At 67.9% G+C, this 26,820-nt stretch carries 28 protein-coding genes; 22 read left to right on the plus strand and 6 right to left on the minus strand.

The window, feature by feature from the left end:
• The first annotated feature begins 51 nt into the window (after nt 1-51).
• The 7 genes from RIE08_04005 (at nt 52) to RIE08_04035 (ending at nt 5,051) form a co-directional block, all read left to right on the plus strand.
• Nucleotides 52-558 carry a hypothetical protein gene (locus RIE08_04005; GenBank protein MEQ8716751.1) on the plus strand — a complete coding sequence of 169 codons (507 nt, stop codon included), beginning with the start codon at nt 52-54 and terminating at the stop codon, nt 556-558.
• Between the two features lie 64 nt (nt 559-622).
• Nucleotides 623-922, plus strand: a complete 300-nt coding sequence (locus RIE08_04010) for a nucleotidyltransferase family protein (protein ID MEQ8716752.1) — start codon at nt 623-625, stop codon at nt 920-922.
• The gene (locus RIE08_04015; protein ID MEQ8716753.1) at nt 912-1,283 is read left to right on the plus strand and encodes a DUF86 domain-containing protein; all 372 of its coding nucleotides are present in this window, start codon (nt 912-914) and stop codon (nt 1,281-1,283) included. Before RIE08_04010 ends, RIE08_04015 begins: the two co-directional genes overlap by 11 nt.
• Nucleotides 1,284-1,456: 173 nt before the next feature.
• The gene (locus RIE08_04020; protein MEQ8716754.1) at nt 1,457-1,897 is read left to right on the plus strand and encodes an OB-fold domain-containing protein; all 441 of its coding nucleotides are present in this window, start codon (nt 1,457-1,459) and stop codon (nt 1,895-1,897) included.
• The gene (locus RIE08_04025) at nt 1,890-3,029 is read left to right on the plus strand and encodes a thiolase family protein (protein MEQ8716755.1); all 1,140 of its coding nucleotides are present in this window, start codon (nt 1,890-1,892) and stop codon (nt 3,027-3,029) included. Before RIE08_04020 ends, RIE08_04025 begins: the two co-directional genes overlap by 8 nt.
• Before the next feature lie 6 nt (nt 3,030-3,035).
• The gene (locus RIE08_04030; GenBank protein MEQ8716756.1) at nt 3,036-4,283 is read left to right on the plus strand and encodes a cytochrome P450; all 1,248 of its coding nucleotides are present in this window, start codon (nt 3,036-3,038) and stop codon (nt 4,281-4,283) included.
• 9 nt (nt 4,284-4,292) lie between these two features.
• A complete protein-coding gene (locus tag RIE08_04035; GenBank protein ID MEQ8716757.1) occupies nt 4,293-5,051 on the plus strand; it encodes an SDR family NAD(P)-dependent oxidoreductase in 759 nt (252 codons plus the stop codon).
• Nucleotides 5,052-5,082: 31 nt separating this feature from the next.
• Here RIE08_04035 and RIE08_04040 read toward each other — a convergent pair whose 3' ends face one another.
• The gene (locus RIE08_04040) at nt 5,083-6,459 is read right to left on the minus strand and encodes a serine hydrolase (protein ID MEQ8716758.1); all 1,377 of its coding nucleotides are present in this window, start codon (nt 6,457-6,459) and stop codon (nt 5,083-5,085) included.
• A gap of 85 nt (nt 6,460-6,544) precedes the next feature.
• Here RIE08_04040 and RIE08_04045 point away from each other — a divergent pair, with 85 nt between their 5' ends.
• A complete protein-coding gene (locus RIE08_04045) occupies nt 6,545-6,922 on the plus strand; it encodes a DUF2237 domain-containing protein (protein MEQ8716759.1) in 378 nt (125 codons plus the stop codon).
• Between the two features lie 36 nt (nt 6,923-6,958).
• On the opposite strand, the gene RIE08_04050 is transcribed toward RIE08_04045, so the two are convergent.
• Nucleotides 6,959-8,317, minus strand: coding sequence for a DUF3179 domain-containing protein (locus RIE08_04050; GenBank protein ID MEQ8716760.1), 1,359 nt, complete (start codon nt 8,315-8,317; stop codon nt 6,959-6,961).
• A 148-nt stretch (nt 8,318-8,465) separates the two neighbouring features.
• On the opposite strand from RIE08_04050, the gene RIE08_04055 reads away from it, so the two are divergent.
• Entirely contained in the window at nt 8,466-9,149 is a 684-nt protein-coding gene (locus RIE08_04055) for a class II aldolase/adducin family protein (protein ID MEQ8716761.1), read from the plus strand.
• Nucleotide 9,150: 1 nt separating this feature from the next.
• On the opposite strand, the gene RIE08_04060 is transcribed toward RIE08_04055, so the two are convergent.
• Nucleotides 9,151-9,669 carry a MarR family transcriptional regulator gene (locus tag RIE08_04060; GenBank protein MEQ8716762.1) on the minus strand — a complete coding sequence of 173 codons (519 nt, stop codon included), beginning with the start codon at nt 9,667-9,669 and terminating at the stop codon, nt 9,151-9,153.
• A gap of 58 nt (nt 9,670-9,727) precedes the next feature.
• Here RIE08_04060 and RIE08_04065 point away from each other — a divergent pair, with 58 nt between their 5' ends.
• The 10 genes from RIE08_04065 to RIE08_04110 all read left to right on the plus strand — a co-directional run bounded on the left by RIE08_04065 (nt 9,728) and on the right by RIE08_04110 (nt 21,891).
• The gene (locus RIE08_04065; protein MEQ8716763.1) at nt 9,728-11,461 is read left to right on the plus strand and encodes a methylmalonyl-CoA mutase family protein; all 1,734 of its coding nucleotides are present in this window, start codon (nt 9,728-9,730) and stop codon (nt 11,459-11,461) included.
• Nucleotides 11,461-11,898 (plus strand): cobalamin-dependent protein, encoded by a 438-nt coding sequence (locus RIE08_04070; GenBank protein ID MEQ8716764.1) that lies wholly within the window; start codon nt 11,461-11,463, stop codon nt 11,896-11,898. The genes RIE08_04065 and RIE08_04070 overlap by 1 nt, the downstream gene beginning before the upstream one ends.
• A complete protein-coding gene (gene meaB / locus RIE08_04075) occupies nt 11,895-12,899 on the plus strand; it encodes a methylmalonyl Co-A mutase-associated GTPase MeaB (GenBank protein ID MEQ8716765.1) in 1,005 nt (334 codons plus the stop codon). Before RIE08_04070 ends, meaB begins: the two co-directional genes overlap by 4 nt.
• Nucleotides 12,896-14,686, plus strand: a complete 1,791-nt coding sequence (locus tag RIE08_04080) for an acyl-CoA dehydrogenase (protein ID MEQ8716766.1) — start codon at nt 12,896-12,898, stop codon at nt 14,684-14,686. The genes meaB and RIE08_04080 overlap by 4 nt, the downstream gene beginning before the upstream one ends.
• A gap of 151 nt (nt 14,687-14,837) precedes the next feature.
• Nucleotides 14,838-15,752, plus strand: coding sequence for a branched-chain amino acid ABC transporter permease (locus RIE08_04085; protein MEQ8716767.1), 915 nt, complete (start codon nt 14,838-14,840; stop codon nt 15,750-15,752).
• Entirely contained in the window at nt 15,749-17,137 is a 1,389-nt protein-coding gene (locus RIE08_04090; protein MEQ8716768.1) for a branched-chain amino acid ABC transporter permease, read from the plus strand. Before RIE08_04085 ends, RIE08_04090 begins: the two co-directional genes overlap by 4 nt.
• Nucleotides 17,134-17,928, plus strand: coding sequence for an ABC transporter ATP-binding protein (locus RIE08_04095; GenBank protein MEQ8716769.1), 795 nt, complete (start codon nt 17,134-17,136; stop codon nt 17,926-17,928). Before RIE08_04090 ends, RIE08_04095 begins: the two co-directional genes overlap by 4 nt.
• Nucleotides 17,921-18,718 carry an ABC transporter ATP-binding protein gene (locus RIE08_04100; protein ID MEQ8716770.1) on the plus strand — a complete coding sequence of 266 codons (798 nt, stop codon included), beginning with the start codon at nt 17,921-17,923 and terminating at the stop codon, nt 18,716-18,718. Before RIE08_04095 ends, RIE08_04100 begins: the two co-directional genes overlap by 8 nt.
• A 204-nt stretch (nt 18,719-18,922) precedes the next feature.
• Complete coding sequence (locus tag RIE08_04105) at nt 18,923-20,269, plus strand: ABC transporter substrate-binding protein (protein MEQ8716771.1); 1,347 nt, start codon at nt 18,923-18,925, stop codon at nt 20,267-20,269.
• 203 nt (nt 20,270-20,472) lie between these two features.
• On the plus strand, nt 20,473-21,891 hold the full coding sequence (locus RIE08_04110) for an ABC transporter substrate-binding protein (GenBank protein ID MEQ8716772.1): 1,419 nt from the start codon (nt 20,473-20,475) through the stop codon (nt 21,889-21,891).
• 93 nt (nt 21,892-21,984) lie between these two features.
• Here the strand turns inward: RIE08_04110 and RIE08_04115 are convergent, their stop codons facing one another.
• Nucleotides 21,985-22,800: an SDR family NAD(P)-dependent oxidoreductase gene (locus RIE08_04115; protein ID MEQ8716773.1), complete on the minus strand. Its 816-nt coding sequence runs from the start codon at nt 22,798-22,800 to the stop codon at nt 21,985-21,987.
• Between the two features lie 64 nt (nt 22,801-22,864).
• Between RIE08_04115 and RIE08_04120 the strand changes: the two genes are divergently transcribed.
• The gene (locus RIE08_04120) at nt 22,865-23,818 is read left to right on the plus strand and encodes an EamA family transporter (GenBank protein MEQ8716774.1); all 954 of its coding nucleotides are present in this window, start codon (nt 22,865-22,867) and stop codon (nt 23,816-23,818) included.
• 78 nt (nt 23,819-23,896) lie between these two features.
• Entirely contained in the window at nt 23,897-24,793 is an 897-nt protein-coding gene (locus tag RIE08_04125; protein ID MEQ8716775.1) for a thioesterase family protein, read from the plus strand.
• Between the two features lie 10 nt (nt 24,794-24,803).
• Here the strand turns inward: RIE08_04125 and RIE08_04130 are convergent, their stop codons facing one another.
• Together RIE08_04130 and RIE08_04135 are read right to left on the minus strand one after the other, a co-directional pair.
• Nucleotides 24,804-25,157: a DUF6285 domain-containing protein gene (locus RIE08_04130; protein MEQ8716776.1), complete on the minus strand. Its 354-nt coding sequence runs from the start codon at nt 25,155-25,157 to the stop codon at nt 24,804-24,806.
• A 40-nt stretch (nt 25,158-25,197) separates the two neighbouring features.
• Nucleotides 25,198-26,181: a phosphotransferase family protein gene (locus tag RIE08_04135; GenBank protein ID MEQ8716777.1), complete on the minus strand. Its 984-nt coding sequence runs from the start codon at nt 26,179-26,181 to the stop codon at nt 25,198-25,200.
• Between the two features lie 69 nt (nt 26,182-26,250).
• On the opposite strand from RIE08_04135, the gene RIE08_04140 reads away from it, so the two are divergent.
• Nucleotides 26,251-26,775 (plus strand): VOC family protein, encoded by a 525-nt coding sequence (locus RIE08_04140; protein MEQ8716778.1) that lies wholly within the window; start codon nt 26,251-26,253, stop codon nt 26,773-26,775.
• Nucleotides 26,776-26,820: the final 45 nt, after the last annotated feature.

The following is a 26,820-nucleotide window of genomic DNA, read 5'->3' on the forward strand; positions in this document are numbered from 1 at the left end:
GATCCCCAGATCACCTCGGCTGACCCGATCCCCAAGGACTACGGTCGATTCATGGAGGTCGTCGACTGGGGCGCACTGGCTGCCCATCTCGGAGCACAGCGGACAGTTTCGAGCGAGGACGCCCGCCGGGCACTGTCCTTGATCGTCGGAGTTGATGCGATCAGGTCAGCTGTGGACGAGTACCTCGCCCACGGACCCGGCAGTGAACTTGCTCGCACAACGCTGCGCCTCCTGCGCTCCCCCGAGGCTTCCGAGTACTGCATGGAGCAGTACCGGGCGGCTGCGCACAGCGAGCGGCGGCTCGATGCCGTGGAACTCCTCCGGGGTACCTGTGGTCCGGAGGGGTTGAGCTGTCTCGAGGAGCTTCTCCGAGACGAGTCCGATGAGGTTGCCTATTGGGCCGCGCACATCATCACCGAGCTGGCGTGGGGCGGATGGCACGACAGCGACGAGTACTCAGACGCGCTCTCCAGTGCCGAGCGCCACCCGTCCGAGAGGGTGCGAGAAGTTGCACGTGATGCCCGCAAGGCGATCGAGCGGATGGAGGGACCACTGTGAAACGGGCGCCTCGGGACTCGTCCGTCGGCCCGATCACGAGCCCGCACTGCCGTAGGCTTGAGCCGTGACCTCTACGGGCCTCGACGTCGACCTCGACCTGGTCGCAGGGATCTGCCAGCGCTTCGGTTTGGCGCGTTTGGAGGTCTTCGGATCAGTCAGTCGAGGGGAGGATCGCCCGGGCAGCGACATCGACCTGCTCTATGACCTGGCTCCTGGCGCTCGACTCGGTTGGGATATCGAGACTCTCGCTGACGAGCTGACTGAGGCTCTTGGGCGGCCGGTCGACCTGGTATCTCGCAAGGCATTGCATGAACGGCTGCGTGACGCGGTGCTGGCCGAGGCCCAGACCCTGTATGCGGCGTGAGCTCCTCCTTCTCGGCGAGATGATCGAGGCGGCCGAACAGGCGCAGGCCCTCGTCTCGGGCTTCGACCTCGAAGAGTTCAGCTCGGATCGCCAACGACGAGATGCGCTGCTCTGGAACTTCACCGTCCTGGGTGAGGCGGCGGCGCAGCTCGACCAGTCGGTGAAAGAACGATTCCCTGAGATCCCGTGGACACGGCCCGCCCGACTCCGCAACAGGATCATCCACGGCTATTGGTCGATCGACCTCGAGATTCTTCACACAACCGCCACCGACGTGCTCCCGGAGCTCGTCGATCAGCTGCGGACCGCGCTTGGCGTCCTCGAGGCCGATCCGGATCCCGACGACGCAGCTGCCCCATAGCTGCTGAGGTCGGCGGTGGCACTGGGGCGAATGAGACGCTTTCACTGCGACCGCACGGTGAATATCGTCGACGGTCGTCTCGCCGCCTGACGAAGCTCTGTCGCCGGTCCCGGCAATGTGTGCCCCGGGCACGTTCTTGGGAGCATCGACCGAATGGTTGGTAGGTTGCGGACGTGAGCGAGAACCGGACCGACACAAGCGCCCGAGCCGCCGCAGACCCGCGGCCCTCGGTCGTGGACGAGGCCGGCGGGACGAGGATCGCCGGGGGACGCTGCACCAGTTGCGGGCACCCGATGCTCGTCGCCCCGCCGCGCTGCCCCGTGTGCGGACAGGGCCCGTTCGAGCGTGAGGAGTTCGGACCCGACGGCACCGTCTTCTCCTCGACGATCCTGTACATCCCCGTACCCGGACGTGAGCCGCCCTACGGGCTGGCCTACATCGACCTCGACGACGGCCCGCGCCTGCTCGCCCACCTCGACGACTCCGTGACGACCGCCCTGGCACCCGGAACCCGGGTACGCCTCACGGGCATGACGCCCCACGGCGATCCGCTCGCAGCGCCCCTCGCCGGGACCACGAAACACGACGACGCAGAGGAGGCCACCGATGGCTGATCCCGCGATCTGGGGGGTCGGAACCACGCTGTTCGGAAAGCAGCCCGACGTGCCTGCCCGTGAACTCGCGTGGCAGGCGGCCTCGGAGGCACTCGACGACGCCGGTATCGCCGCGTCGGAGGTCGATGCCGTGTTCGCCGGCACCGTGTTCGGTGACCCGGGCACCGTGACCCGCACCCTGCAACAGATCGGAATCCTCGAGGTCCCGATCATCACGATCGAGAACGCCTGCGCGAGCGGCACGTCCGCCTTCCACGAGGCGAGGGTCGCCGTCAGCCACGGGCGCTACGAGCGGGTTCTCGCGTTCGGCATCGAGACGATGACATCGGTGTTCACCGGCGCGATCAACCCGATCGAGTCCGACCCGGAGGGCGCGCAGGGCTTCGCCATGCCGAGCATCTACGGCATGTCGGCCACCCGCTACCTCCACGAGTTCGGCGTGACCGGCGAGCAACGGGCACTCGTCTCGGTGAAGAACCACGAACACGCCGTCGGCAACCCCCGCGCCCAGCACAAGAAGACCTTCACGGTCGAGTCCGTCCTCGAGAGCCGGATGATCGCCGATCCGCTCCACCTCTTCGAGTGCTGCTCGATCGCGGATGCTGCCGCGGCAGCCATCATCGGGCCCCGGCGCGAGGGCACCGCGGGCGCACGTGACGTCCCCATCCGCTCCACGGCCCTTCGGACCGGGAAGCTGTGGGATCACCGCACCGACAAGGTCTGGGGTTGGGACATCGTCGCGGACACCGCCCGCGACGCGTACGAGGCCGCCGGCATCGGCCCCGCCGACGTCGACATGTTCGAGGTCCACGACGCGTTCACGATCGGCGAGATCGTCACCACCGAGGCGCTCGGCCTGTGCGAACGCGGCGGCGGCGGAGAACTCGTCGAGTCCCGCCACACGTGGCTGGGCGGACCCCAGCCCGTGAACCCGTCGGGCGGCCTGCTGTCGCGGGGCCACCCACTCGGAGCGACCGGTCTCGCCCAGGTCGCCGAGATCACATGGCAGTTGCGCGGGGACGCCGGTGAACGGCAGATCGAAGGCGCCCGGATCGGCGTCGTGGAGACAATGGGTGGGGGAACCGCCGGAATCGATGGGAACGCCTGCGTCGTAGGCGTTCTGGGAGGCTGAGGAGACATGACCGACACGATCGCCGACGAGGGCGTCGACCTGCTCACACCCGAGCGCGTCGTCGACCCTTATCCGATTCTCGCGGAACTGCGCGAGAGCCATCCCGTCTACTTCAACCCGTTGTACAAGGCGTGGTTCATCCACCGCTACGACGACGTCATGGACGCGTTGCGCGACGAGCGCTTCTCGAGCGACCGGATCCGCCCGGTCTACGAGTACAAGCTCACCGACGCTCAGCGCGAGGAGCGTGGGCCCACCTACGAGATCCTCGGCGACTGGCTTGTCTTCCGTGACCCGCCCGACCACACCCGCCTGCGCAAGCTCGTGAGCCGGGCCTTCACCCCCCGCGCCGTGGAGCAACTCCGCGAGCGCACCGAGATCCTCGTCGCCGAGATGGTGGCCGACGTGGCGCCGCGCGGCGAGATAGACCTCATCCACGACTTCGCCTATCCGATCCCGGCGGTCATCATCGCCGAGATGCTCGGCGTGCCCGCCGGGGACCGCGACATGTTCAAGGACTGGTCCGACGACATCATGGTCCTCGTCTTCGGCGCCCGGGACATGGAGGGCCGACGCGAGCGCGCCCAGCAGGGCCTCGTCGACCTTCGGGACTACCTCAGCGGCATGGTGAAACAGTTCCGCGCGGAGCCGGGCGACAACCTGATCACCGCGCTCGTCAAAGCCCAGGAGGGCGACGACGCCCTGACCGATCACGAGATCGTTTCGAACTGCGTCCTGTTCCTCTTCGGAGGGCACGAAACCACGACGAACCTGATCGGCAACGGGACCCGCGCGCTGCTGCGCCACCCCGACCAGCTGGCGAAGTTCAAGGCGAACCCTGAGATCCTCAAGTCCGCCATCGAGGAGATCCTGCGCTACGACGGACCGTCCAAGATGCAGGTCAGGATGGCCTCCGCCGACATCGAGATGCGCGGCGAGACCATTCGCGAGGGCGACATGGTCTACCTCGTGCAGGCCGCGGCCAACCACGACCCGGAGGAATTCGAGAACCCCGAGACCTTCGACGTGACCCGCAACCCGACCGGCCAGATCGGCTTCGGGTTCGGCATCCACTTCTGCCTCGGAGCATCCATCGCCCGCCTCGAGGGGTCGATCGCGATCAACGCGCTCGTGCGGGCGTTCGACGACCTGCAGCTGGGCCCGGGCACCGAGCACTGGCACCCGACGCTCATCAGTCGGGGCATGGAGTCACTGCCTGTCTCGTTCACGCCCGTCGAGATCCCGGCGCCGTAGGCGGCTCCGATGCTCGACAGCTTCTCTCTCGCCGGCCGCACCGTGGTCGTCACCGGTGCCTCCGGTGACATCGGCCGGGCCATCGCCCTGACGGTCGCCGACCACGGGGCCGACGTCGCCCTGCTCGCGCGCAGCGTGGACCGACTCGAGGCCGTCGCCGCCGAGGTCACGGCGAAGGGGAGGCGCGCGGCAGCCGTCCCGTGTGACGTGACCTCCTCCGAGGCGATCGCAGCGGCCGCCGAGACGGTTGCCGCCGATCTCGGCGACGTCGACGTCCTGATCAACAACGCGGGCGGAGCCCGCTTCATCGCCCCTCCGCTCGACGTCGTCGAGTCAGGGTGGTCGAAGACGATCGCGCTCAACCTCACCGGGCCGTTCCTTCTGTCCCAGGCGTTCGGTCGCCAGATGGTCGAACGGGGCAGCGGCTCAATCATCAACGTCGGCTCGTTGTCGGGGCTGCGTCACCTGCCCGGTATGGCGGCCTACACCGCCGCCAAGGCCGGGCTCTACGGCGAGACGCGCGCCCTGGCCCGTGAGTGGGGCCCCCACAACGTCCGTGTCAACGCCGTTGCACCGGGATTCATCGACACCTCCGCCTGGGAGAACTTCGACAAGGACGAGGTGGTCGCCGAAGCCGGGATACCCATCCCGCTGGGACGGTGGGCCACCGCCGACGAGGTCGCGCTGCCCGTCGCCTTCCTCGCGAGCGACGCCGCCAGCTACATCACCGGCATCACGATGGTGATCGACGGCGGAATGCTCACCTGAGTCCGCGTACGGCGGAATCCTCACGTGAGTCTCAGCTGTCGCCGGCGAAGCTCTCGATGATCGCCGCGAGTACGTCGTCGAGGGCGGCCATGCGCTCAGCGGGGGTGACACCCGACCGCACGACGACGAGGTCCAGGGTCGGTACGAGCAGCAGACGCTGACCCTCGTAGCCCAGCGCCGCGAACGTGCCGTGGCGGTCGGGGATCGTCCACCAGTGCCGGCTGAATCCCTCGTCGTCAACGACGTCATGGGCCTGAGGTCGCCGGGCGGTCTCGACCCAGTCCGTGGGGACCACCTGTCGCCCGTTCCACGATCCACCCCGCAGATGGAGCAACCCGAAGCGCGCCCAGTCACGTGCGGTGGCGCGCACCGCGGAGGACGCGACCCAGGTCCCGGCGGGGTCGAAGTCGGGCGTGGCCGTGGTCGCCCCGATCGGGTCGAAGATCCTGTCGGAGAGGAGTCGCCGCACCGCCTGCTCCCGTGAGCCGGCATCGGCGTCGGGGCCCACCAGGACCGTCGCGATCACGTCGGCGAGGACCATGGACGTTCCGCTCGAATAGTTGAAGACCGCTCCCGGTTCGTGCGCCACCGGACGCCCGGTGGCGTAGGCGGCCATGTCGCTGTGACCGCGCCCGAACAGCATCTCGACGACGTCCGAAGCGTCGCCGTCGACGTAGTCCTCGTTCCATGACAGCCCGTCACGCATCTCGAGGAGGTCTCGCACCGTGATCGCCGCCCGGGGATCGTCGGCACCGCTCCATGCCGCCACCGGCGCCGGCGCATCGACATCGAGCACGCCGTCGGCGACGAGAACGCCGACCGCAGCGTGAAGGACGCTCTTGGCCATCGACCACGACAGGAGTGGTGTGTCGGCGTGCGTCTCGGATCCGTACCGCTCCGCGACGATGCGTCCGCGGTGAACGACCACGAGCGCTCGGGTGAGGCCCGTCGGACCGTCCACATCGGAGGCCATGAGCAGGTCGGCGAGCCCACGGAGTCCCGCGTTCGCAGCCTGATCCGCGTGGGCGACCGTCCACCCGGCGACGGGAACGTCACCGCCGACGGGTAGGGCTGGCGGATCGCCGCCCGGCAACCACGGCGGCCGGTGCAGCATCGCCCGCTCCGGGGTCACGACGATTCCCGCCTCTGTGACCCGCGCCCGACCGTCCACGAGAAGGGAGTGGCCCCGGTCCCCCACCACCGGCCACAACAACACGACGCTCGGCGAGACCGCGATGTTGGCCTCGATGCGTCCGCCGGTCGCGCAGACGAGTTCACCGTCGACGACACGGACCTCGACGTGTTTGAGATGGGGGAACGGCGAGGCGCCCGCCGAGGTCAGGAAGGCGGTGTGACCCCGGGCCTCGATGACGGCGGGGAGATCTTCGAGGGCGACCGGAACGCTCATGGGTCGACGGTATCCGCGCTGTCGGGACCGGTGAGCGGTTGCGCCCGGTTCCGCCTCGATGGTCGCCGTGTGATGAGATCACCTCATGGCACACAACGTCCTGGGTGACGAGCTCGCGGAATGTGGTCGGGACCCGTTGACCGGGTTCTACCGCAACGGTTGCTGTGACACGGGCGGCGAGGACAGCGGCGTGCACACCGTGTGCGCGGTCGTCACCGCCGAGTTCCTCGCCTTCTCGGCCTCCGCGGGCAACGACCTGTCGACGCCCAATCCCGCCTTCGGCTTCGCAGGCCTGTCGCCGGGAGACCGGTGGTGCCTGTGCGCGCCCCGCTGGGCCGAGGCTCTCGCAGCCGGGATGGCCCCGCCGGTGGTTCTCGAGGCGACCCACGCCCGCTCACTCGAGTGGATCACGCTCGACGAGCTCCGGGCTCACGAGTTCGACGGTTCCGGGGGAACCGGGTAGGCGAGACCGCGCCACCCACCGGCACCGCTGCGACCGTCACGAGGCCTCGTAGACCTCGGCATCACCGAAGAACGCATCCCAGGTGAACCAGAACTCGTTGCGGTGCGTGACCGTGACCAGGCGCTGACCCTCCAGGTCACCGGACACGGCCAGACCGGTGAGGGTCCACACGGACCCCGTCTGGTCGTCAGTGAACGTGCCGTCGCCATTCGGTGTGAAGGTCAGGACCCGGTCGCCGAGCCGACGGTCGAACGCGATCCCGGTACCGATCTGATCCCCGTCGGCAACTGCTCCCGCGGAGAGCGCATCCGCTGTGTCGCCACCCCAGAACACCGCCACCGGGGTGTCGCCGAGCGTGTCGTTCACGACCTGCTCCACGGTTATCACGCTGAAGGGGTAGGCCTTCGCCTCTCCCGTGTCGAGGTCGACGCCGACGACGCGTTCGAGTGCGGGGAACCGGGGATCGATCGTGTCGACATCGATGAACCCCCCTATCGGCGAAGCACGCTGCGAGTAGCCCTGGTAGGGATTGGCCCCGTAGTTCGAGCCGACGCCGGTGTCACGCGACAACGAGAGGCCGTCGCCGAAGTCGGCGGCGAACTGGCCGAACGACACGATCGCCGTGCTGACCGGCACGAGGTCAGTGCCGGCCAACTCGCCGACTATCCCCTCCCCGGTGACCTGCTGCCACAGGCTCTCCGTGACGTCGTCCCACATCACCAGGTCGCTGTTGCGCAACAGCCCGGAGGTCCCGAAGCGCAGCACCTCACCGTCCACTCGACGGTCGAAACTGAGCGCCGTGTTGCACAGCGGGCAGTAGGTGACAGCAACCGGCACGTCGCCGAAGCGGTCGTTGACCACCTCGTGGCGGGTCAGGATCGACAGGGGGTAGAAGCGCGCCTCGCCGTCGAGTTGCACGAGCGCCCCCGGCTCGACGGGCTCGAGCCACTGCGTGGCAGCGGCGACCGATTCGAACTTCGGCACGTCGATGACGCCACCGCCGACGACGTCGCGGGGATCGGGCCGCGGAATACCGACGGCGAGCGTCGCGGTGTCGATCGTGGCCCTGGCCCAGTCCGTTTCCCACGACTCACTCGCGTTGACGACCGCGGACGACCGGGCGGTCGCGTTCGCCGCGTCGACTGTGACACCCTCGTCGCTGGTCGTCGCGCCGCCCGACAGGTCGAAGGGGCGGTCGGTCTCGGTCGGCGAGAAGACTTCGCCGTCGGAAGGCTGCGCGTCAGCACCGTCGGCCGACGTGGCATCGTCAGAGCCGTCGGACGATCCGGCGTCTACCGAACCCGAGGAGACGGCGTCGTCGGCAGTCGACGAGCATGCAGCCGCTACCACGACGATGACGAACAGAACTCCGAGCAGGCGTGGGGGTCGTCGCATGCCACATGAACCGGTACCTCGATGGCGATATTCCGCGTTCAGCAGCCCCGGGGCCCGGGTGAACAGGCGTCGCCGCGGGCTGACGCCACGCGGACCGTGCCATTAGGGTGTTGCCATAGCCGTCGCGACCAACAGGGGGCAATCCGTCATGGTCACCGAAACCGAACTCGTCCACGAGATCGTCCTCGCGTGTCGTGGCCTGGCGGCCAACGGCTGCGACACCGGCATCGGCGGCCACGTCAGCATGCGGGGCTCCGACGGCGAGAGCTTCTACATGAACGTGTTCGATCGCACGCTCGGCGAGATCACCCACGACGACGTCCTGCACCTCGACTTCGAGGGGAACAAGCTCGGTGGAACCCGCCCGGTCTCCGAGGGCTGGGGATTCCACGCCGACATCTACAAGATGCGGTCCGACGTCGACGCGATCGTCCACACCCACGCCTTCTGGGTCACCATGCTCGCCTCCCTCAACCGGCCGCTGAAGATGCGCCACAACCTGTGCACGCTCTTCCACGAGAAGCAGGTGATGAGCCCCGACGACCGTTTCGAGAACATCGGGCCCGCGCTCGAAGGCGGCAACCACACGATCATCATCCCGTGGCACGGTGCGATCACCGTCGGCGACGACCTGCACCGCACGGCGGCACGGATGGTGACGCTCGAGCGCATGGCACACATGGACGTCGAACTCGAGGGGACGGACGCACCCGAACTGCCCGAAGAGGCCCGCCTGGGTCTGCGCAAGCTGATCGACGACGTGTCGGGCTACCTCGAGCTCACCTGGGACGTGATGGTCCGCCAGGCCGAGGAATCACTCGCCGCGAACTGAGTCACACCGACGCGCGGTCGGCCTCGGCCTCGTAGTCACCTGCATCGCGGCGGAACGGGGCGAGGATCGCTTCGAGCGCTGCGATGGCGTCGCCGTCGAGACCGGTGAGACCGAAGTCGACGGCGACGAGCACACCGGTCGCTGCGTCCATCACCTTGGATCCCGCGGGCGTTATCCGTGCCAACGCGCTACGCCGGTCCGTGGGATGGGGAACCCGCTCCACGAACCCCTCGGCCTCGAGGCGGTCGATCGTGTTGGTCACGCTGGCCGGATGGACCATCAACCTCTCACCGACCTTGCCGAGCGGGAGCGCCCCGTCGCGCGAGAAGTGCAACAGGACCAGGGCCTCGTACCTCGAGAAGGTCAGGTCGAGCGGCCGCAGCGCCTCGTCGATGCGCGCCATGGCGATCTGGGTGGCGCGGATGAGCGACGTGACCGCCGCCATCTCATCGGAGGCGTCCCATCCGTGCAGGCCCCACTGACGGCGCGCCTCACGGATCGGGTCGAATGGCAACACCATGCGGGGACTCTACTGGACAACTCCTTGGATGTCCAAGTATTGTACGACTGAAGATTCGATGACCGAATATCCCGCCGCCACCCGGCGGGCGCTCTCACAGGGGACGACAGAGGACGAGATGAGCGACGAGACCACGACCGACATCACCGACGACCACGTCGACCGCGACAGCGAGGCCTACGCACACTGGAAGGCCGCCTACGAGGCATCAGCGTTGCGCGACGCCGAGTTCGAGACGATGTCGGGCGTCGAGGTGGAACCCGTCTACGGCGAGGCGCCGTTCCCCGGCCAGTACCCCTACACACGCGGCGTGTACGCGTCGATGTACCGCTCGAAGCTCTGGACGATGCGGATGTTCGCCGGATTCGGCACCGCCGAGGACACCAACGCACGGTTCAAGGACATTCTGCGCAACGGCGGGACCGGCCTGTCCACAGCCTTCGACATGCCCACCCTCATGGGTCGCGACAGTGACCACGAGTGGTCCCTCGGTGAGGTCGGGAAGGCCGGCGTGGCCGTGGACACCCTCGCCGACATGGAGGACCTCTTCGCCGACATCGACCTGGGTGGCGTGTCCACCTCGATGACGATCAACAGCCCCGCCAACACGATCATGGCGATGTACATCGCCGTCGGCGAGAACAACGGCGTCGAGCGCGCCAGGCTGGGCGGAACGATCCAGAACGACATCCTCAAGGAGTTCCAGGCCCAGAAGGAGTTCATCTACCCGCCCCGGCCGTCGATGCGGCTGATCACCGACCTGATGCGCTTCACCACAGCGGAGATGCCCCGTTGGCACCCGGTGTCGATCAGCGGATACCACATCCGCGAGGCGGGTTCGACCGCCGCGCAGGAACTCGCCTTCACCCTCGCCAACGGCTTCGCCTACGTGGAGGCGGCCGTCGCTGCAGGCCTCGACGTGGACGCCTTCGCTCCCCGGCTCTCCTTCTTCTTCAACAGCCACACCGACTTCTTCGAGGAGATCGGCAAGTTCCGCGCGGCCCGTCGGATCTGGGCCCGCTGGATGAAGGAGCGCTACGGCGCTCAGAACGAGCGCAGTCTGCTGTGCCGTTTCCACACGCAGACGGCCGGCGTCTCGCTGACCGCCCAGCAACCCGAGAACAACATCGCCAGGGTGGCCACCCAGGCACTCGCCGCAGTCCTCGGTGGAACCCAGAGCCTGCACACCGACTCCTTCGACGAGGCCCTCGCCCTGCCGACCGAGAAGTCCGCGCGCATCGCGCTTCGGACCCAGCAGATCGTCGCGGAGGAGACCGGCGTCGCCCACGTGGCCGACCCCCTCGGCGGCGCCCCCTACGTCGAGTGGATGACCGACGAGATGGAACGCCAGGCCGAGGCGATCTTCGCCCACCTCGACGAGATCGGTGACGGCTCGATCCTGGAGGGCGTCTACGCCGGGATCGACAACGGCTACTTCGCCGGAGAGATCGCCGACTCCGCCTACCGGTTCGAGCGTGAAGTCAACGCGGGACGTCGCACCATCGTCGGCGTCAACCGATACAAGGAGGGCGGTAAGGACGAGATCCCCATCCTCTACATCGACGAAGCCACCGAGGACATCCAGCGCAAGCGCCTCGCGGAGGTCAAGCAGTCCCGCGACGACGACGCAGCTCACCGCGCCCTCGAGCGTCTCCGCGCCGAAGCGGCCGACAGCACCATCAACCTGATGCCCGCGTTCATCGACGCCGTCAAGGCATACGTGACCGAGGGCGAGATCACCGACACGCTCGAAGCCGTGTTCGGCACCTACACCGAGACGGCGGTCATCTGATGAACGCGACGGACACCGAATCGACCGCACTGCCGACCATCGAGGGCGACCCGCCGCGGGTGATCCTCGCCAAGCTCGGCCTCGACGGCCACGACCGCGGCCTCAAGGTCGTCGCCCGGATGCTGCGCGACTCCGGCGTCGAGGTGATCTACCTCGGGCTTCGCCAGACCACCGACACGGTGGTCGCGGCCGCCGAGCAGGAGGACGCCGACGCCATCGGCATCTCGATGCACAACGGTGGCCACATGACCCTCGGTCCCCGCATGGTCGACGCGGTCGCGGCGGCCGGTCTGGAGATTCCCGTGATCGTCGGTGGGATCATCCCGGACCAGGACATCGCCCGCCTTCAGGACGCGGGCGTCGCCGCGGTCCTCGGACCGGGTTCGTCCGCGCGTGACGTGATCGCGGCCATCCAGGCCTCGACGGGAGAGGCGTGAGCCTGCGCGACGCAACCGTCGGCGAACTGTTCGACCGTGCGAAGTCCGGTGAGCGTCGCGCCCTCGGTCGACTCCTCACCCACATCGAACGTGGCCGCACGGCCGCCGACGAGGTCGCAGAACTCACGCACCCGCTGTCGGGCTCCACCCACGTCGTGGGCCTCACCGGCGCACCCGGGTCGGGCAAGTCGACGCTGACCGGCCGGCTGGGTTCGACATTCCACGCCCGCGGTGGGCGCGTCGGGATCGTCGCGATCGACCCCTCCTCCCCCATCACCGGCGGCGCCATCCTCGGCGACCGCATCCGCATGGACGAGGTCGTGGACCGCGAGACCACGTTCATCCGCTCGATGGCGACGCGGGGCCACAGCGGCGGTCTCGCCCTCGCCGTGCCCGGCGCCATCCGCGTCCTCGACGCCGTCGGCTACGACCCGGTGATCGTCGAGACCGTCGGCGTGGGCCAGGTCGAGGTCGACATCGCCGGCGCAGCCGACACGACCGTGATCGTGGTGACCCCGGGCTGGGGTGACGCTGTGCAGGCCAACAAGGCGGGTCTACTCGAGGTGGGCGACGTCTTCGTCGTGAACAAGGCCGACCGGGCGGGCGCAGCCGACGCCCGGCGTGACCTGGACCTCATGCTGGACCTCACCGACCTCGGCGACTGGCGACCACCCGTCGTCATGACCACGGCCACCGACGGCGAGGGCCTCGACGCCCTGGCCGACGCGATCGAGGCGCACCGTGACCACCTCGCGACATCGGGCGAACTGCAGACGCGCCGCGCCGCCCGGCTCCACGGAGAGCTCCGCAGTCACATGCACCGCATCGTCCAGAACTTCGCCGACCGACGCCTCGACGCCGCTGAACGGCACCGCGACGCTGTCGTCGCCCGGGACCTGTCCCCCGCCGCGGCCGCCCGCCGCGTTCTCGCCGACGTCAACGACCTCCCCTCCGACATCTACGACGAACCGACCGACTCCGCCGAACAGGATCAACGATGAGCGACTACTCCGCACCCGTCCGTGACATGCAGTTCGTCCTCGACGAGATCGTCGACATGGACGCCCTCACCGCCCTCGACGCCTTCGCAGCGATCGACACCGAGATGCTCCCCGGGATCCTCGAGGAGGCGGGGCGGTTCTTCGCCGAGGTCGTCGCACCGATCAACAGGACCGGCGACGTCGAACACAGCGTGCGGAACGCCGACGGGTCAATCACGACGCCGACCGGCTTCATCGACGCCTACCGCCAGTACGTCGACGCCGGCTGGGGCGCCGTGGGATTCGACCCCGAGTTCGGCGGCGGCGGCTTCCCCTGGGTCTTCGCCACGGCTCTCCAGGAGATGATGACGGCTGCGAACATGGCGTTCTCGCTGTGCCCCATGCTGACGCAGGGATCGATCCATCTGCTGACCGATCACGGCACAACCGAACAGCAGTTGCGCTGGCTCCCGAAGCTGATCACCGGTGAGTGGACGGGCACGATAAACCTGACCGAGCCCCAGGCGGGATCCGACGTCGGCGCTCTGTCCGCCAAGGCCGTCCGCCAGGAGGACGGGACGTACCGGATCACCGGCCAGAAGATCTACATCACGTGGGGGGAACACGACCTCACCGAGAACATCGTTCACCTGGTCCTCGCCCGCACGCCCGACGCGGCCCCCGGTACCAAGGGGATCTCCTGTTTCGTCGTCCCCAAATACCTCGTCAACGACGACGGCTCGCTGGGCGAGGCCAACGACATCAGCTGCGTCTCCATCGAGCACAAGATGGGCATCAACGCCAGCCCCACCTGCGTCCTGTCGTTCGGCGACTCGGGCGAGGGCGCCGTCGGTGAGATCATCGGCGACGAGGGTTCGGGCATGCGCTACATGTTCACGATGATGAACTACGCCCGCCTGGCCGTCGGCCTCGAGGGACTGGCCGTCGCCGACCGTGGCCACCAGCAGGCCCTCGAACACGCGCTCGAGCGCACCCAGGGACGTCGACCGGACACGCCGAAGGGCGAGTCCGCCGCGATCATCGAGCACCCCGATGTCCGTCGGATGCTGCTGACCATGAAGGCATTCATCGAGGCCATGCGCTGCCTCGTGTACCTCAACGCCGAGGCGATCGACATCGCCACCCACCACCCCGACGACGCGCAGCGCCAGGCCGGCCGCGAGATGGCCGACCTGTTGACACCGCTGTCGAAGGCGTGGTGCACGGACCTCGGAACCGAGCTCACCTCGATCGCAGTGCAGGTCCATGGAGGCATGGGCTACATCGAGGAAACCGGCGCCGCCCAGCACTTCCGTGACTCGAAGATCGCCGCCATCTACGAGGGCACCAACGGCATCCAGGCGATCGACCTCGTCGGCCGCAAGCTGCCGATGCGTGACGGTGCCGTCGTAGCGGAACTGCTGGACCGCGTCGCCGCACTCGAAAGCGAACTCACCGGCGACCTGGCAGCGCTTTGGCCACCGCTCGACGAGGCCGTGGCCGCCACCCGCGAGGCATCGGAGTGGCTACTGGCCAACGGCGGCGACGCCGCGCTGGCCGGAGCCACCCCGTACCTGCGCCTGCTCTCGACCGTCACCGGCGGCTGGCTGATGGCCCGCTCCGCCATCGCGGCCCGGGCCCGTCTCGACGAGGGCGCCACCGGCGAGGACGCGGAGTTCTACGAGGCGAAGACGGTGACGGCGCGCTTCTTCTGCGAACAGATCGTGCCGCAGGCCACCGGGCTCGTCCCGGCGATCACCGCCGGCGCAGACCCGCTGTACGCCCTGAGCGCCACCCAACTGCGCTGAGAGACCGGGTAACGGACGCCGCGCCGCCCGGCCGGGGGGCGACGCGAACATGCAGGTGAGCGGCGTGTTCAACCGCTCGTTCGAATTGGACGTGCAGACCTGACTAGAGTCAGGCCCCGCACGAGGGATGGGCTAGTGGAGGGGGATCCACGTGGGAGCGGTATTCGCTGCCAACTATTTCGACCTATCGGTGAATCTCCAGCTCATCGTGGGTGGGCTGGCACTCGGTGCCATCTACTCGGTGGTCGCGTTGGGCTTCGTGCTCGTCTACAAGTCGACCGACGTCTTGAACCTCGCCCACGGCGAGTTCCTCATGCTCGGTTCGTACTTCGCGGTGACCTTCCTCGTCACTGAGAGCCTGAACTTCTTCCTCGGCACCGCGATCATCCTCGTGATCATGTTGTTCCTCGGGCTGTTGATCCACTACGGGATCATGCGCGGCATGGTCGGCCAACCTTTCTTTTCGATCGTCCTGGCGACGATCGGGATCGCAACGATCATCCGGGCCATGCTTCTCATCTTCTACGGGCCGACCGAACGCGGCCGGCTCACCGCCCTGCCCGGATCGGGAGGCAGCTGGGAGGTCAGCGGTGCCACGATCCGCCACGTCGACGTGATCATCCTCGTGATCGTCGCAGTCTGCGTCGGCGCACTGTTCGCGTTCTTCAAGTACACGAGGGTCGGCCTGCACATCCGTGCCGTGGCCGACAACCTCGAAGCCTCCGCTGCGATGGGCATCGACCCCGACCGGGTCTATGCGATGACGTGGGCCGCCGCGCTCGCTCTCGCCGGGCTCGGTGGCGTGCTCTTCGCACACGTCACCGCCGCGATCGACCAGAACCTGGCCGCCATCGGCCTGCGCGCCTTCCCGGCGGCGGTCCTCGGTGGTCTCACATCGCTCGGCGGAGCGATCATCGGCGGTCTCGTCGTCGGTGTCATCGAACAGTTGGCCGGCGGCCACATCGGAACCAAGTGGCGGGAACCCGTCGCCTTCTCGGTGCTCTTCATCGTGTTGTTGGTCAAACCGACCGGCCTGTTCGGACGCAAGGACCTGGAGCGGGTATGACCACCACCGAACCCCGACCCGATCCCGCTACCGCCGATCTGGCCGCCGCCCGGGACCAGCACTACGGCCCGCCCGGCACCGGTGGACCGGACTTCCAACCGAATGTCGTCCAACGATTCGCTCCGTTCGCCCTCGCAGTCGTGACACCGTTCGCGCTCGAAATGATTCCCGGCGACAACCCCGGGAACTGGAAGGCGTTCATCGGCCTCGCAGCACTCGTGGTCATCGGCCTGATGGCGTGGAAGTGGACACCCCGGGGCCGGCTGACCCACCGCCAGGAGATGCGCAAGTGGCGCACACCGGACCAGCGGATGCTCGCGGCCCTCACCATCTTCTTCGTGTTGGCAGCGCCGTTCATCCTCGCCTCGGACTTCTCGCCCCCGATGAACTTCCCGTGGGCGACCTGGTTCGCCGTGTTGAATCTCGTCCTGATCTTCGCCATGGGAGCGGCGGCGTTCAACCTTCTCGTCGGCTATACGGGGCAGATCTCCCTCGCCCACGTGGCCTTCCTCGTCCTCGGGACGATCATCGGTGCGCAGGTCGGGATCATCTTCGACCTGACCATCTGGGTCGCGCTCCCCACCTCTGCGGCGGCGGGGGCCCTCGTCGGGGTGATCGTCGGTCTGCCAGCACTGCGTCTACGAGGCCTCTACCTGCTCCTGGCAACACTCGGCGTGCACTTCGTGATGTTGTTGATCTACCGCGAATACCTGCAGAGCCGCTTCGGGTTCGTCGGGATTTCGTTCCCCAAGCCGAACATCCCATCGGCTCTGCACTGGATCCCGGGTGTGAACCCCGACGACAACGGCGAGTTCATCATCACCGGACAGTTCCGGTGGTACTGGGTGATCATGCCGATCTCGGTCGGCACGCTCTTGTTGATGTCCAACCTGGTCCGCACCAGGGAGGGACGAGCCTTCGCCGCGGTGCGTGAGCGTGACATCTCGGCGTCTCTGCTGGGCATCAACGTCGCCCGGTCCAAGCTGCTCGCATTCGCCGTCTCGTCGGCCGTGGTCACGATGTCGGGTGCGCTGGGCTCCTACTACCTGGGCGCACGGGGCGAGGACAGCTTCGATATCCAACTCGTCCTGGACTACGCGATCATCATCGTGGTCGGCGGGTTCTCGTCCATCCAGGGCGCCGTCTTCGGCTCTTTCTTCTTCTGGGTGCTGCCCGAGTGGTTCAAGTGGGCCCGTGAAGAACTGTGGGTGGTGAAGGAGATCGGGTTCCTCAGCGACTACCCGAGCGAGATCGACCTCGCCATCAAGGGCTTCCTGGTCGTCCTCGTCCTCGTGTTCAAGCCGGAGGGACTCACCGGAGTGTGGAGAAGCACCAAGTCCGGGATCACGAAGCTGTACCGCCGCACGGCGAGGAGCGGGTCATGAGCGGCGCCGGACTGACAGTGTCGGACCTGCACGTCGCCTACGGGGGCGTCACCGCGCTCCGGGGCGCGAGTATCGACGTCCCCGATGGCGGCTTCGTGTCGGTGCTGGGAGCCAACGGCGCCGGAAAGACCACCCTCGTGCGAACGGTCACAGGCGTCCTGTGGCTCCAGAAGGGCAGGGTCACCAGCGGCGAGATCACGCTCGGGAACGAGTCGATCGTCGGCAAGAAGAGCTCGCACATCGTCAAGGCAGGCGTCGGCCAGGTCCCCGAAGGCCGGATGCTGTTCCCCCGCCTCACGGTCGAGGAGAACCTCCTCTGCGGCGCGGCCAGCGTGAAGGACCACGACCTGATCGACGAGATCCTCGAGCGGGTCTTCGAGCTGTTCCCGCCGGTGAAGCGTCTGCGCAAGCAGACCGCAGGGCTCCTGTCCGGCGGAGAGCAGCAGATGGTCGCTGTCGGACGCGCACTCATGTCGGACCCCAAACTCATCGTCTGCGACGAGCTGTCGCTGGGTCTGGCACCGAAGATCGTCGCACAGCTCTTCGAGTTGTTGACCGAGATCAACCAGGACCAGGGGGTCTCGGTCCTGGTCATCGAACAGAACGCACGCCTCGCGCTCCAACACACGCAGTACGCCTACGTCTTCGAACTCGGTGAGGTCGTGCTCGAGGGTCCCAGCGCCGAGCTCCGCAACGACCCGCAGGTCCAGGAGCTCTACATGGGCGGCGGCGGCGACGCGAAGGACGCCTACTCCGGCATCGTCCGCAAGGGGAGGAAGAACCGTGGGTGACGACACGATCCTCAGCGTCAAGGACCTGACCGTCCAGTTCGGTGGCGTCCGGGCCAACGACGCCATCACCTTCGACGTCGAGCGCGGCGAGCTGTTCGCTCTCATCGGCCCGAACGGCGCCGGCAAGACGACGCTGGTCAACGCCATCTCCGGGGTGTACGTCCCCGCTGAGGAAACCGAAGTCAGGTTCACCGACGGGAAGGGCCAGACCCACGACCTGATCGGCCAACGTCCCTTCCAGATCGCCCGCCTGGGCGTCGCCCGGACGTTCCAGAACCTCGGACTGTTCCCCAGTCAGACGGTGCTGGACAACCTGATGCTCGGCCGCTACATCCACGAGAACACGGGGGCCGTGTCCGGCTCGTTCTTCAACCGCTTCGCGGTCCGCAAGGAGTTGGCGGCGCGAAAGCGGTGCGAAGAGGTCATCGAGCTGCTCGAGATCGGTCAGTACCGCTGGGAGGTCGTCGCCAACCTGCCGTACGGTGTCCAGAAGCGCATCGAACTCGGCCGCGTGCTCACGATGGAGCCGGAGTTCCTCTTCCTCGACGAGCCGATGGCGGGTATGACCGTCGAAGAGAAGCAGGACATGGTGCGCTACATGTACGCGATCCTCGACGAGCTCGACACGACGATGCTCATCATCGAGCACGACATGGGCGTCGTGATGTCGATCGCCGAGCGCGTGATGGTGGTCGACTTCGGCAAGCGGATCGCCCTCGACGTCCCCGACGTGGTTCAGCGTGACGAGACCGTCATCGCCGCCTACCTCGGCGCCGAAGACGCCGCCTGAGGGACCGAACCGCTCCAACGTCGCCACCCGTGCCCGGGCGAGGTCCCAGACCAGTGCCCGTTCGCCGCGTCGGCAGCGCACCGGAGTTCCGCGGCTACTGCCGCGCTGGCGAGCTGCACGACGCAGCGGCAGCGGCTAGCGTGCGACAAGCCAAACGTCTGTTTGGTGGGGGAAATCGTTCACATTCCCAGGAGGGGACACCACATGGTACGAAGCAGGCTTTTTCGACTTGTCGCGATCATTTTCGCGATCTCACTGATCGCGGCCGCGTGCGGCGACGACGACGACACCTCGGCGTCGGGCGACGACGGCGCGGCATCTGACGACGGTTCGTCAGACGACGGCTCCAGCGACGACGGCGGCGAGCTGACCACCCCCTCGAACGAGGACGAGGGCGTCACCGACGACGTCATCAAGGTGGGCTGGATGGGTGACCTCACCGGCCCCACCGCCTCTTCGCAGTCGTTCAACTCCCACGGCTCCGAGGCGTACTTCGCATGTCTCAACGAGCGTGGAGGCCTGTTCGGTCGCCAGATCGAGTACCTGCCCGAGGACGACCAGTTCGGAGCCGAGGCCGCCTCGGTGAACTGGACCAAGCTCACCGAGGACGACAAGATCCTCACGCTCGTCGGAATGGGCAACTCTGCCATCACCACCCAGCTCGGTCCCGACGTGGAGCGTCTCGGCATTCCCGTGATCGGCCCGCCCCAGACGATCGACGCCCAGCTCGACGGGACGCACTTCTTCAACAACATCGCCCACTACGGCGACTACGCCGACATGGCCGTGGCACAGATCGCCGGTGACCTCGGCGGCATCGAGAACGCCGTCGTGATGGGCTTCAGCCTCGAAGTTCCCTCGGGCCAGGAGTACGCCGCGTACGTGGAGGACTCGGTGACTGCGGCCGGCGGGACCTACGCAGGCACACTGTTCCTCGCCCCGGGCCAGACCGAGGCGACCGCCCAGATGGTCGAGCTCGAGCAGGCAATCGAGAACGAGGGCGTGAACTACCTGACGGTCCACGGATCGCCGGGCACGAACCTCGTTGCCGTTCAGGCCATGGCCGACGCCGGCATCACCGACATCTTCCTCACCGGCATCCACACGATGTCGTCGAACTCGGTCTGGATCGAAGGTCCCGCCGAGGTCATGGACGACCAGGCCACCGGTTTCCACACGTTCATCACGGCCAACAACGACATCGAGGCCTCGGCCGAAATGACCCGCTGCGCCGAGCTCGTGGGCTACTCGGGCGACGAGCTGGTGAACAACTTCGCCCACGGCTTCCTCAACGCCTACATCTTCGAGCAGGCGGCGATCCGTGCGGTGGAGGCCACCGGTGAGCTCACCCGTGCGACCCTGACCGATGCCCTGCGGGCCGCGCCGTTCGACACGATGGGGATCTCGTGCCCGGTCGACTGGACGACGAGCCAGCACAGCCCGTGCGGCGCGGCGTTCGTTCTGGACCCGGCCACGGGCGGAATGGTCCCGGTCGAGCCGTTCGAGTTCTACGCGCCACAGGTCGACGGCGTGTACGGCATCGACTTCTAGGCGAACTCGCGAGAAAGCCCTGAGCCGCCCCCCCGGGGTGGTGACCTGGAGGGCGGGCCGGACACGTTCCGGTCCGCCCTTCTCGCGCCCCGGCGTGACCCTGCCCGCGTCCGGGAAGCCGCCGTACGCCGCTAGTCTCACCTCGTCACCAAACGGACGTTTGGTGGGGGATATTCATTCACACTTCCCAGGAGGGGACATCTATGCGACGTAGCAGACTGCTGCGACTTCTTGCGATCATCTTCGCGATCTCACTCATCGCTGCCGCATGCGGCGACGACGACGACACGTCGGCGTCGGGCGACGACGGGGCGGCATCTGACGACGGTTCGTCAGACGACGGCTCCAGCGACGACGGTGCAGCCAGCGACGACGGCTCAGCCCCGTCCGACGACGGCGAAGAGCCGATGGACGACGGCGAAGAGCCGATGGACGACGTGACCGTCCCCTCCAACGAGGACGAGGGAATCACCGACGACGTGATCAAGGTCGGCTGGATGGGTGACCTCACCGGTCCCACCGCCTCGGCCCAGTCGTTCAACTCGCACGGCTCACAGGCCTACTTCGAGTGTCTCAACGAGCGTGGCGGCGTGCTCGGTCGCCAGATCGAGTTCATCGCGGAGGACGACCAGTTCTCCCTCGAGAACGCGACGGTCAACTGGACCAAGCTCACCGAGGACGACAAGATCCTCGCCCTCGTCGGCATGGGCAACTCCGCCATCACGACCGCACTCGCGCCTGAGGTCGAGGCGCTCGGCATCCCCGTGATCGGACCGCCCCAGACGATCGACGCCCAGTTCCTCGGCGATCAGTTCTTCAACAACATCGCCCACTACGGCGACCAGGGTGACATCGCCGCCGGTCAGATCGCGGCCGACGTCGGTGGCCTCGAGAACGCCGTCGTCACCGGCATCAGCCTCGAGGTCCCCTCGGGCCAGGAGTTCGCCACGTACGTCCAGGCATCGGTCGAAGCCGGTGGCGGTACCTACACCGGCACGCTCTTCATCGCCCCGGGTGCCTCCGAGGCGACCGCTCAGATGGTCGAGCTGCAGCAGGCGATCGATGAGCTGGGCACGAACTACGTGACCCTGCACGGTTCGCCGGGCTCGGCGCTCGTCGTCCTCCAGGCCATGTCCGACGCGGGCATCACCGACATCCCGGTCATCGGTATCCACGGCGTGGCAGGCAACTCCGTCTTCACCGAAGGGCCGGCCGACGTGACCGACCAGACCTTCGGCATTCACTCGTTCGTCACCGCGAACAACGACACCGAAGGCGCCGCCGAGATGACCCGTTGCGCAGCGCTCGCGGGCTACGAGGGTGAGGAACTCATCCTCAACTTCGCCCACGGCTACCTCAACGGCTACATCTTCGAGCAGGCCATCCTTCGTGCGGCTGAAGCCGACGGCGAGGTCACCCGCGAGGGCCTGACCGAGGCGCTCAAGGGTCAGTTCGACACGATGGGGCTGTCGTGCCCGATCGACTGGTCCGAGAGCCAGCACAGCCCGTGCGGCGCTCCGTTCCAGCTCGACCCCGCCACGGGCGGCATGGTGCAGGCCAACCCCTTCGAGTTCTACGCACCGCAGCTCGACGGCGTGTACGGCCTCGAGTTCACCCAGTGATCTGAGTCACTGACCTACAGAAAGGGCGGGGCCTGCGGGCCCCGCCCTTTCTCGTTCGCGGCGAGCCACGGACCCGCACGCCCTCCGGACGACTCAGGCGGTGCTCAGGCCCCCGTCGACGGTGAGGATCGTGCCGGTGGTCCAATCGGCTGCGTCGGAGGCGAGGTAGAGCGCGGCCTGAGCGATGTGGTCGACGGTGCCGAGACGTCCGAGCGGGTATCGCTGCTCGGACGCCGCCACCACGGCGTCGAAGTCGGGGCGCCCGTCGGCCCCGCCCGATCCGGAGGCGAAGCCGCCGGCGACCTCCCACGTCTTGCGGACGAGCGGCGTCGGGACCGTCCCGGGGCAGATCGCGTTGACCCTCACGTTGTCCGGGCCGTAGTCGACGGCCATCTGTTTCGTCAGACCGATCACCCCGGCCTTGGCCGCTGCGTACGAGGCGATCCCGGGAACCCCGATGACTCCGCCCACGCTGGCCTGGTTGACGATCGATCCGCCACCCGCCGCGATCATGTGGGGGAGCACCGCCTTGGAGCACAGCCACACACCCGTCAGGTTCACGGCGATGACCCGGTCCCACTGCGCCACCGAGATGTCACCGGCGCGCCCCGGCCCCGCGATCCCGGCGTTCGCGTAGATCACCGTGGGCGGACCGAAGGCGTCGACGGTGGCCGCGGCCATCGCCTCGGTGTCCGCCTCCGACGACACGTCCGCGCTGATCGCGACAGCCGAACCCCCGGCGGCGGTGATCGCGTCGGCGGTCTGCGCGGCGGCCCCACCGTCGAGATCCACGCAGGCGACCGACGCCCCCTCGGCTGCGAACAACTCGGCCGACGCCCGTCCCAATCCCGACCCGGCACCGGTCACGATCGCCACCTTGCCGGCCAGTCTTCCTCTGTCATCTGTCATGGGTCGAAATCTAGCCGCCGGCCCGCAACCTGTCTGAGTCCGACAGTTTGCTAGGGTCGACGTGATGCAGAAGTTCCTGCTCCATCTGTCACTGGCAGCCACAGCGGCCATGTGGGGCATGGTCTTCGTGGCGATCGCGAAGGTCCGTCCCTACGTGGACTCCCTCCAGCTGACGACCATCCGGTTCACCCTGATCGGACTCGTCTTCCTCGTCCTGATGGCGCTGCGCGCCGAGACGAGGCCCAAACTCGACCGGTCGGACCTGCCCCGGCTGTTCCTCGTCGGCGTCATCGCCGTCCCCGTCACGCAGATCCCCATCGTCTACGGCCAGAAGTTCCTCTCGCCGCCTCTCGTCTCGGTCATCGTCTCGACGGCGCCGGCGTTCACGGCGGTCTTCGCCGTGATGCTGCTCTCGGAACGTTTCCGGGGCCGCCAGATCCTCGGCTTCCTCGTCGCCCTGTCGGGCGCCAGCGTCGTGATCCTCGCAGGCAGCGGCGATGCGGCCATCACCGTCGACGACCCCCTGAGCGCGACTCTCACCCTGGCGACCCCGATCGGCTGGGCCCTCTACACCGTGATGTCGAAGCCGATGTCGGGCCGGTTCCCGCCGATCACCGGGGTCGGAATCGTCCTCGTCGCAGGGATGATCACGATGATCCCGCTCATGCCTCACGCCGCGCGGGGACTCGACGACATGCCCGCGGCCGCCTGGGGTTGGATGATCTACCTCGTGATCGGCGGGACCGTCGTCCCGTACCTGCTGTGGTTCAAGGCACTCACGAAACTCACGGCCAGCCAGACCTCGGCCTACATGTTCGCCGTGCCCTTCGCGGCTCTCGGGGCCTCGTGGCTCATCCTCGACATCGTGCCGGAGCCGATCGCGCTGCTGGGCGGCGGACTCATCATCGTCGGCGTGGTGATGACCCAGATCGCCGCCGGAACGAACCCCCGACCACCGACCACCGACCCGGCGGGCGGAACCCCTACGTCGACGCAGGAAAAGGGCGCACCCGTCTGAGACTGCTACCCCGGAGCCTGAGGGCCTAACGTAGGGCGATGTCGCCCCACGAGCCGCGCAGACAGCACCGGGAGAACGATGACTGATACCGAGGGCGTCGTGTCGACGACGCGATTCGCCGACCTACTCGATCTCGCGAAGGTCGACGACGACACCTGGCTCGGATTCAGCCTCCCGTACCCGTGGGGGCGGATCTACGGCGGACAGGTCATGGCCCAGGCCCTCTGGGCGGCGTGGGAGACCATCGACGTCGACGTCCTCCCGCATTCCCTGCACGCCTACTTCATCCTCCCCGGCGACCTGAGCGAACCGGTCCGCTACGAGGTCGATCGACTGCGCGACGGGCGGTCCTTCGTCACGCGCCGCGTCGTCGCCCGCCAGTCCGACGGAGCAATTCTCAACCTCTCCGCCTCCTTCCACGTCGACGAGGGCGGCACGGAGATCCAGGGCGCGACGATGCCGACCGACGTCGACCCACCCGATGCGGTGGAGAGCTCGTCCTGGCTGCCGGTTCTCGACCGGCGCTCGGTCGACGATCCGCTCGCGTCCGCCAACGAGCGCTCGTGGTTCAAGGTCGAAGGCGAGATGCCCGAGGACCCGTGTGCGCACGCGTGCGCACACGTCTTCCTCTCCGACTCGCTGCCCACCAGAGCCGTACTGGGACTTCAACCCGCCTGGAACCCGGCCCGCCCACTGGACCACCCCTACGTGGCCGCGAGTCTCGATCACTCGATGTGGTTCCACCGCCCTCAGCGGGGTGACGCGTGGACGCTGCACGACGTGGAGGCGGAGACGTTCGTCAGCGCTCGGGGTCTGACCACGGGTCGCCTCTACAGCCGCGACGGACTTCTGGTGGCATCGAGCGCCCAGCAGGTCCTCGTACGGACCCGCCGTGCACCCACGCCCGAAGGCGCCGCTGGTGAGGGCTCGGGCGGCAACCGACTCCACCAGGGGTCACCGCGCACACGCGGCTGACCCTCTGGCGTCAGCGTCGCTCGACGTAGCGGGGATTGGCTACCGCGAGGCGGGCGTCGACCACCGCCCGCACGACGGCGATCACCTCGGGATCGTCGATACGCACCGATCGGCCACGGATCGCCGACGCCAGGGCCGCCTCGTCGGCGTACCCGAGCGTCTCGAGCTCGTGGGAGACCGCGGCCGCCTGCTCGGCGCCGGTGGCCATCTCACGCTCCACCTGACCGAGCACGTTGTTCACCACCCTCACCATGAAGGCGTCCCGGCCGTCGAGTTTCGGTGCGAGCTCACGGGTCAGCCACTCCTGCGTGGCCTCGATCAGCTCCGCCGACGACGGCAGGCCGTGGAGGTCCTCGGGCGTCACCGCACCCACCCCCCGCTGGACATCCGGCGACGACCAGGGCTCATGTGACCAGCTCCAGGATCTCGTACTCGTTCTCACAGATCCGCCGGCCGATGGCAGCGAGCTCGACCGATCGCGTCTCGCCCGAACGGTGACGTCCGGCCTGTTGCATGCAGATCACGCCCCAGCGCAGCGTGCCGTAGACCTCCCACCACGCCAGCCGCTCGAGATCCATCTCGCGCCCCCCGGCCGCCCGGTAGGCACCGAGGAGCTCTTCGCGCGAGCCGATTCCGGCGACGGGGTCCGCCCCGCCGAACCGCCAGGCGCGTACGCACAACCAGGCGAGATCCTCCGCCGGATCGCCCCGGTGGGCGAGCTCCCAGTCCAGGATGGCGCTCAGGCCCGCCTCGGCGACGATGAGGTTGCCCAGGCGGAAGTCGCCGTGCACCAGTGTCGGCTCCACCGGGTCGGGGCGGTTGTCCTCGAGCCACACGAAACCCATCTCGAAGGCCGCCCGCGGCTGGTCGAACCCGTCGTAGCGCGCACGTAGATCCGCGACCGGGTCGTCGAGATCCACCAGATCGAGGTCCCCGACCTCGACGGAGTGGATGACCGCCAGTTCCCTCCCACACTGCCCGACGAGACGCTCGCGAGCCGTTGCGAACTCGTCGTCGCGGAGGATCCGGCGGGCGATGGTCTCGCCGGCCACCGCGCGGGTCAGGATCCAGGGCCCGCCGAGGCCGTCATTGTCGCCGGACCCGACGAACCCGGGAACTGTGACGCCGGCTGCGTCGGCCCGCTCCAGCAGCGCAGCTTCGGCAGGCGTATCGACGATGGCGAGCGCATCCGCGCCGACACTCACCTGGACGACCAGCGGCGTGCGTTCCCCATCGGCGCTGATCGCGTCGAAGATCAACGTACGTCGCGACGCCCCCGCGGTGAGTTGGACGACACCGTCGACGGACTCCGCGTCGAGCCCGGATGCGGTGGTCACCGCCAGCAGGGCCGACAGGAGCTGGTCGTCGGTGTCGGCTGGATCCTTCACTACTCCAGCGTCCCATGTGCGCCGGGGCGCCCACCACTCGGCCGCCCGGCCCCGAGTAGGTTCTGGCATGTGACCCGACCCGCCAACGGCACCCCCGTGCAGATCGCCTACGTCGTGGACGACGTGCGCGCCGCCGCGACGCGCTGGGCCGCCGAGGAGGGGGCCGGCCCGTTCTTCGTACGTGACCACATCCCGGTCACCGAGGTCGTGCACCGCGGCCACCTGGCCGCCTTCGACCACAGTTCGGCCTGTGGCCAGTGGGGCGACCTGATGCTCGAACTCGTGGTCGACCACGGTGACGGCCCCTCGGCCGTGCGGGACATGTTCGCCCCCGGGCGCTACGGACTACACCACATGGCCCTCTTCTGCGACGACGTCGGCGCCGAGGCGGCCCGGCTGGAGGCTGCCGGCCATCCGGTTGCACAGACCGCCCTCGCCTGGGGACAGACGCGCTTCACGTTCGTCGACACGACCGCGACCCGGGGCCACATGATCGAGCTGTACGAGCCCAGCGATCGCCTCCTCGACTTCTACGCGATGGTTGCCGACGCAGCAGCCGGCTGGGACGGCGGCGACCCCGTGCGCGAGCTGTGACGCAGTCGCGCACGGCCAGCGCAGGACAGACCCCGGACATGGAGA

Source organism: Acidimicrobiales bacterium (genome assembly GCA_040219085.1).
GTDB lineage: Bacteria > Actinomycetota > Acidimicrobiia > Acidimicrobiales > JAVJTC01 > JAVJTC01.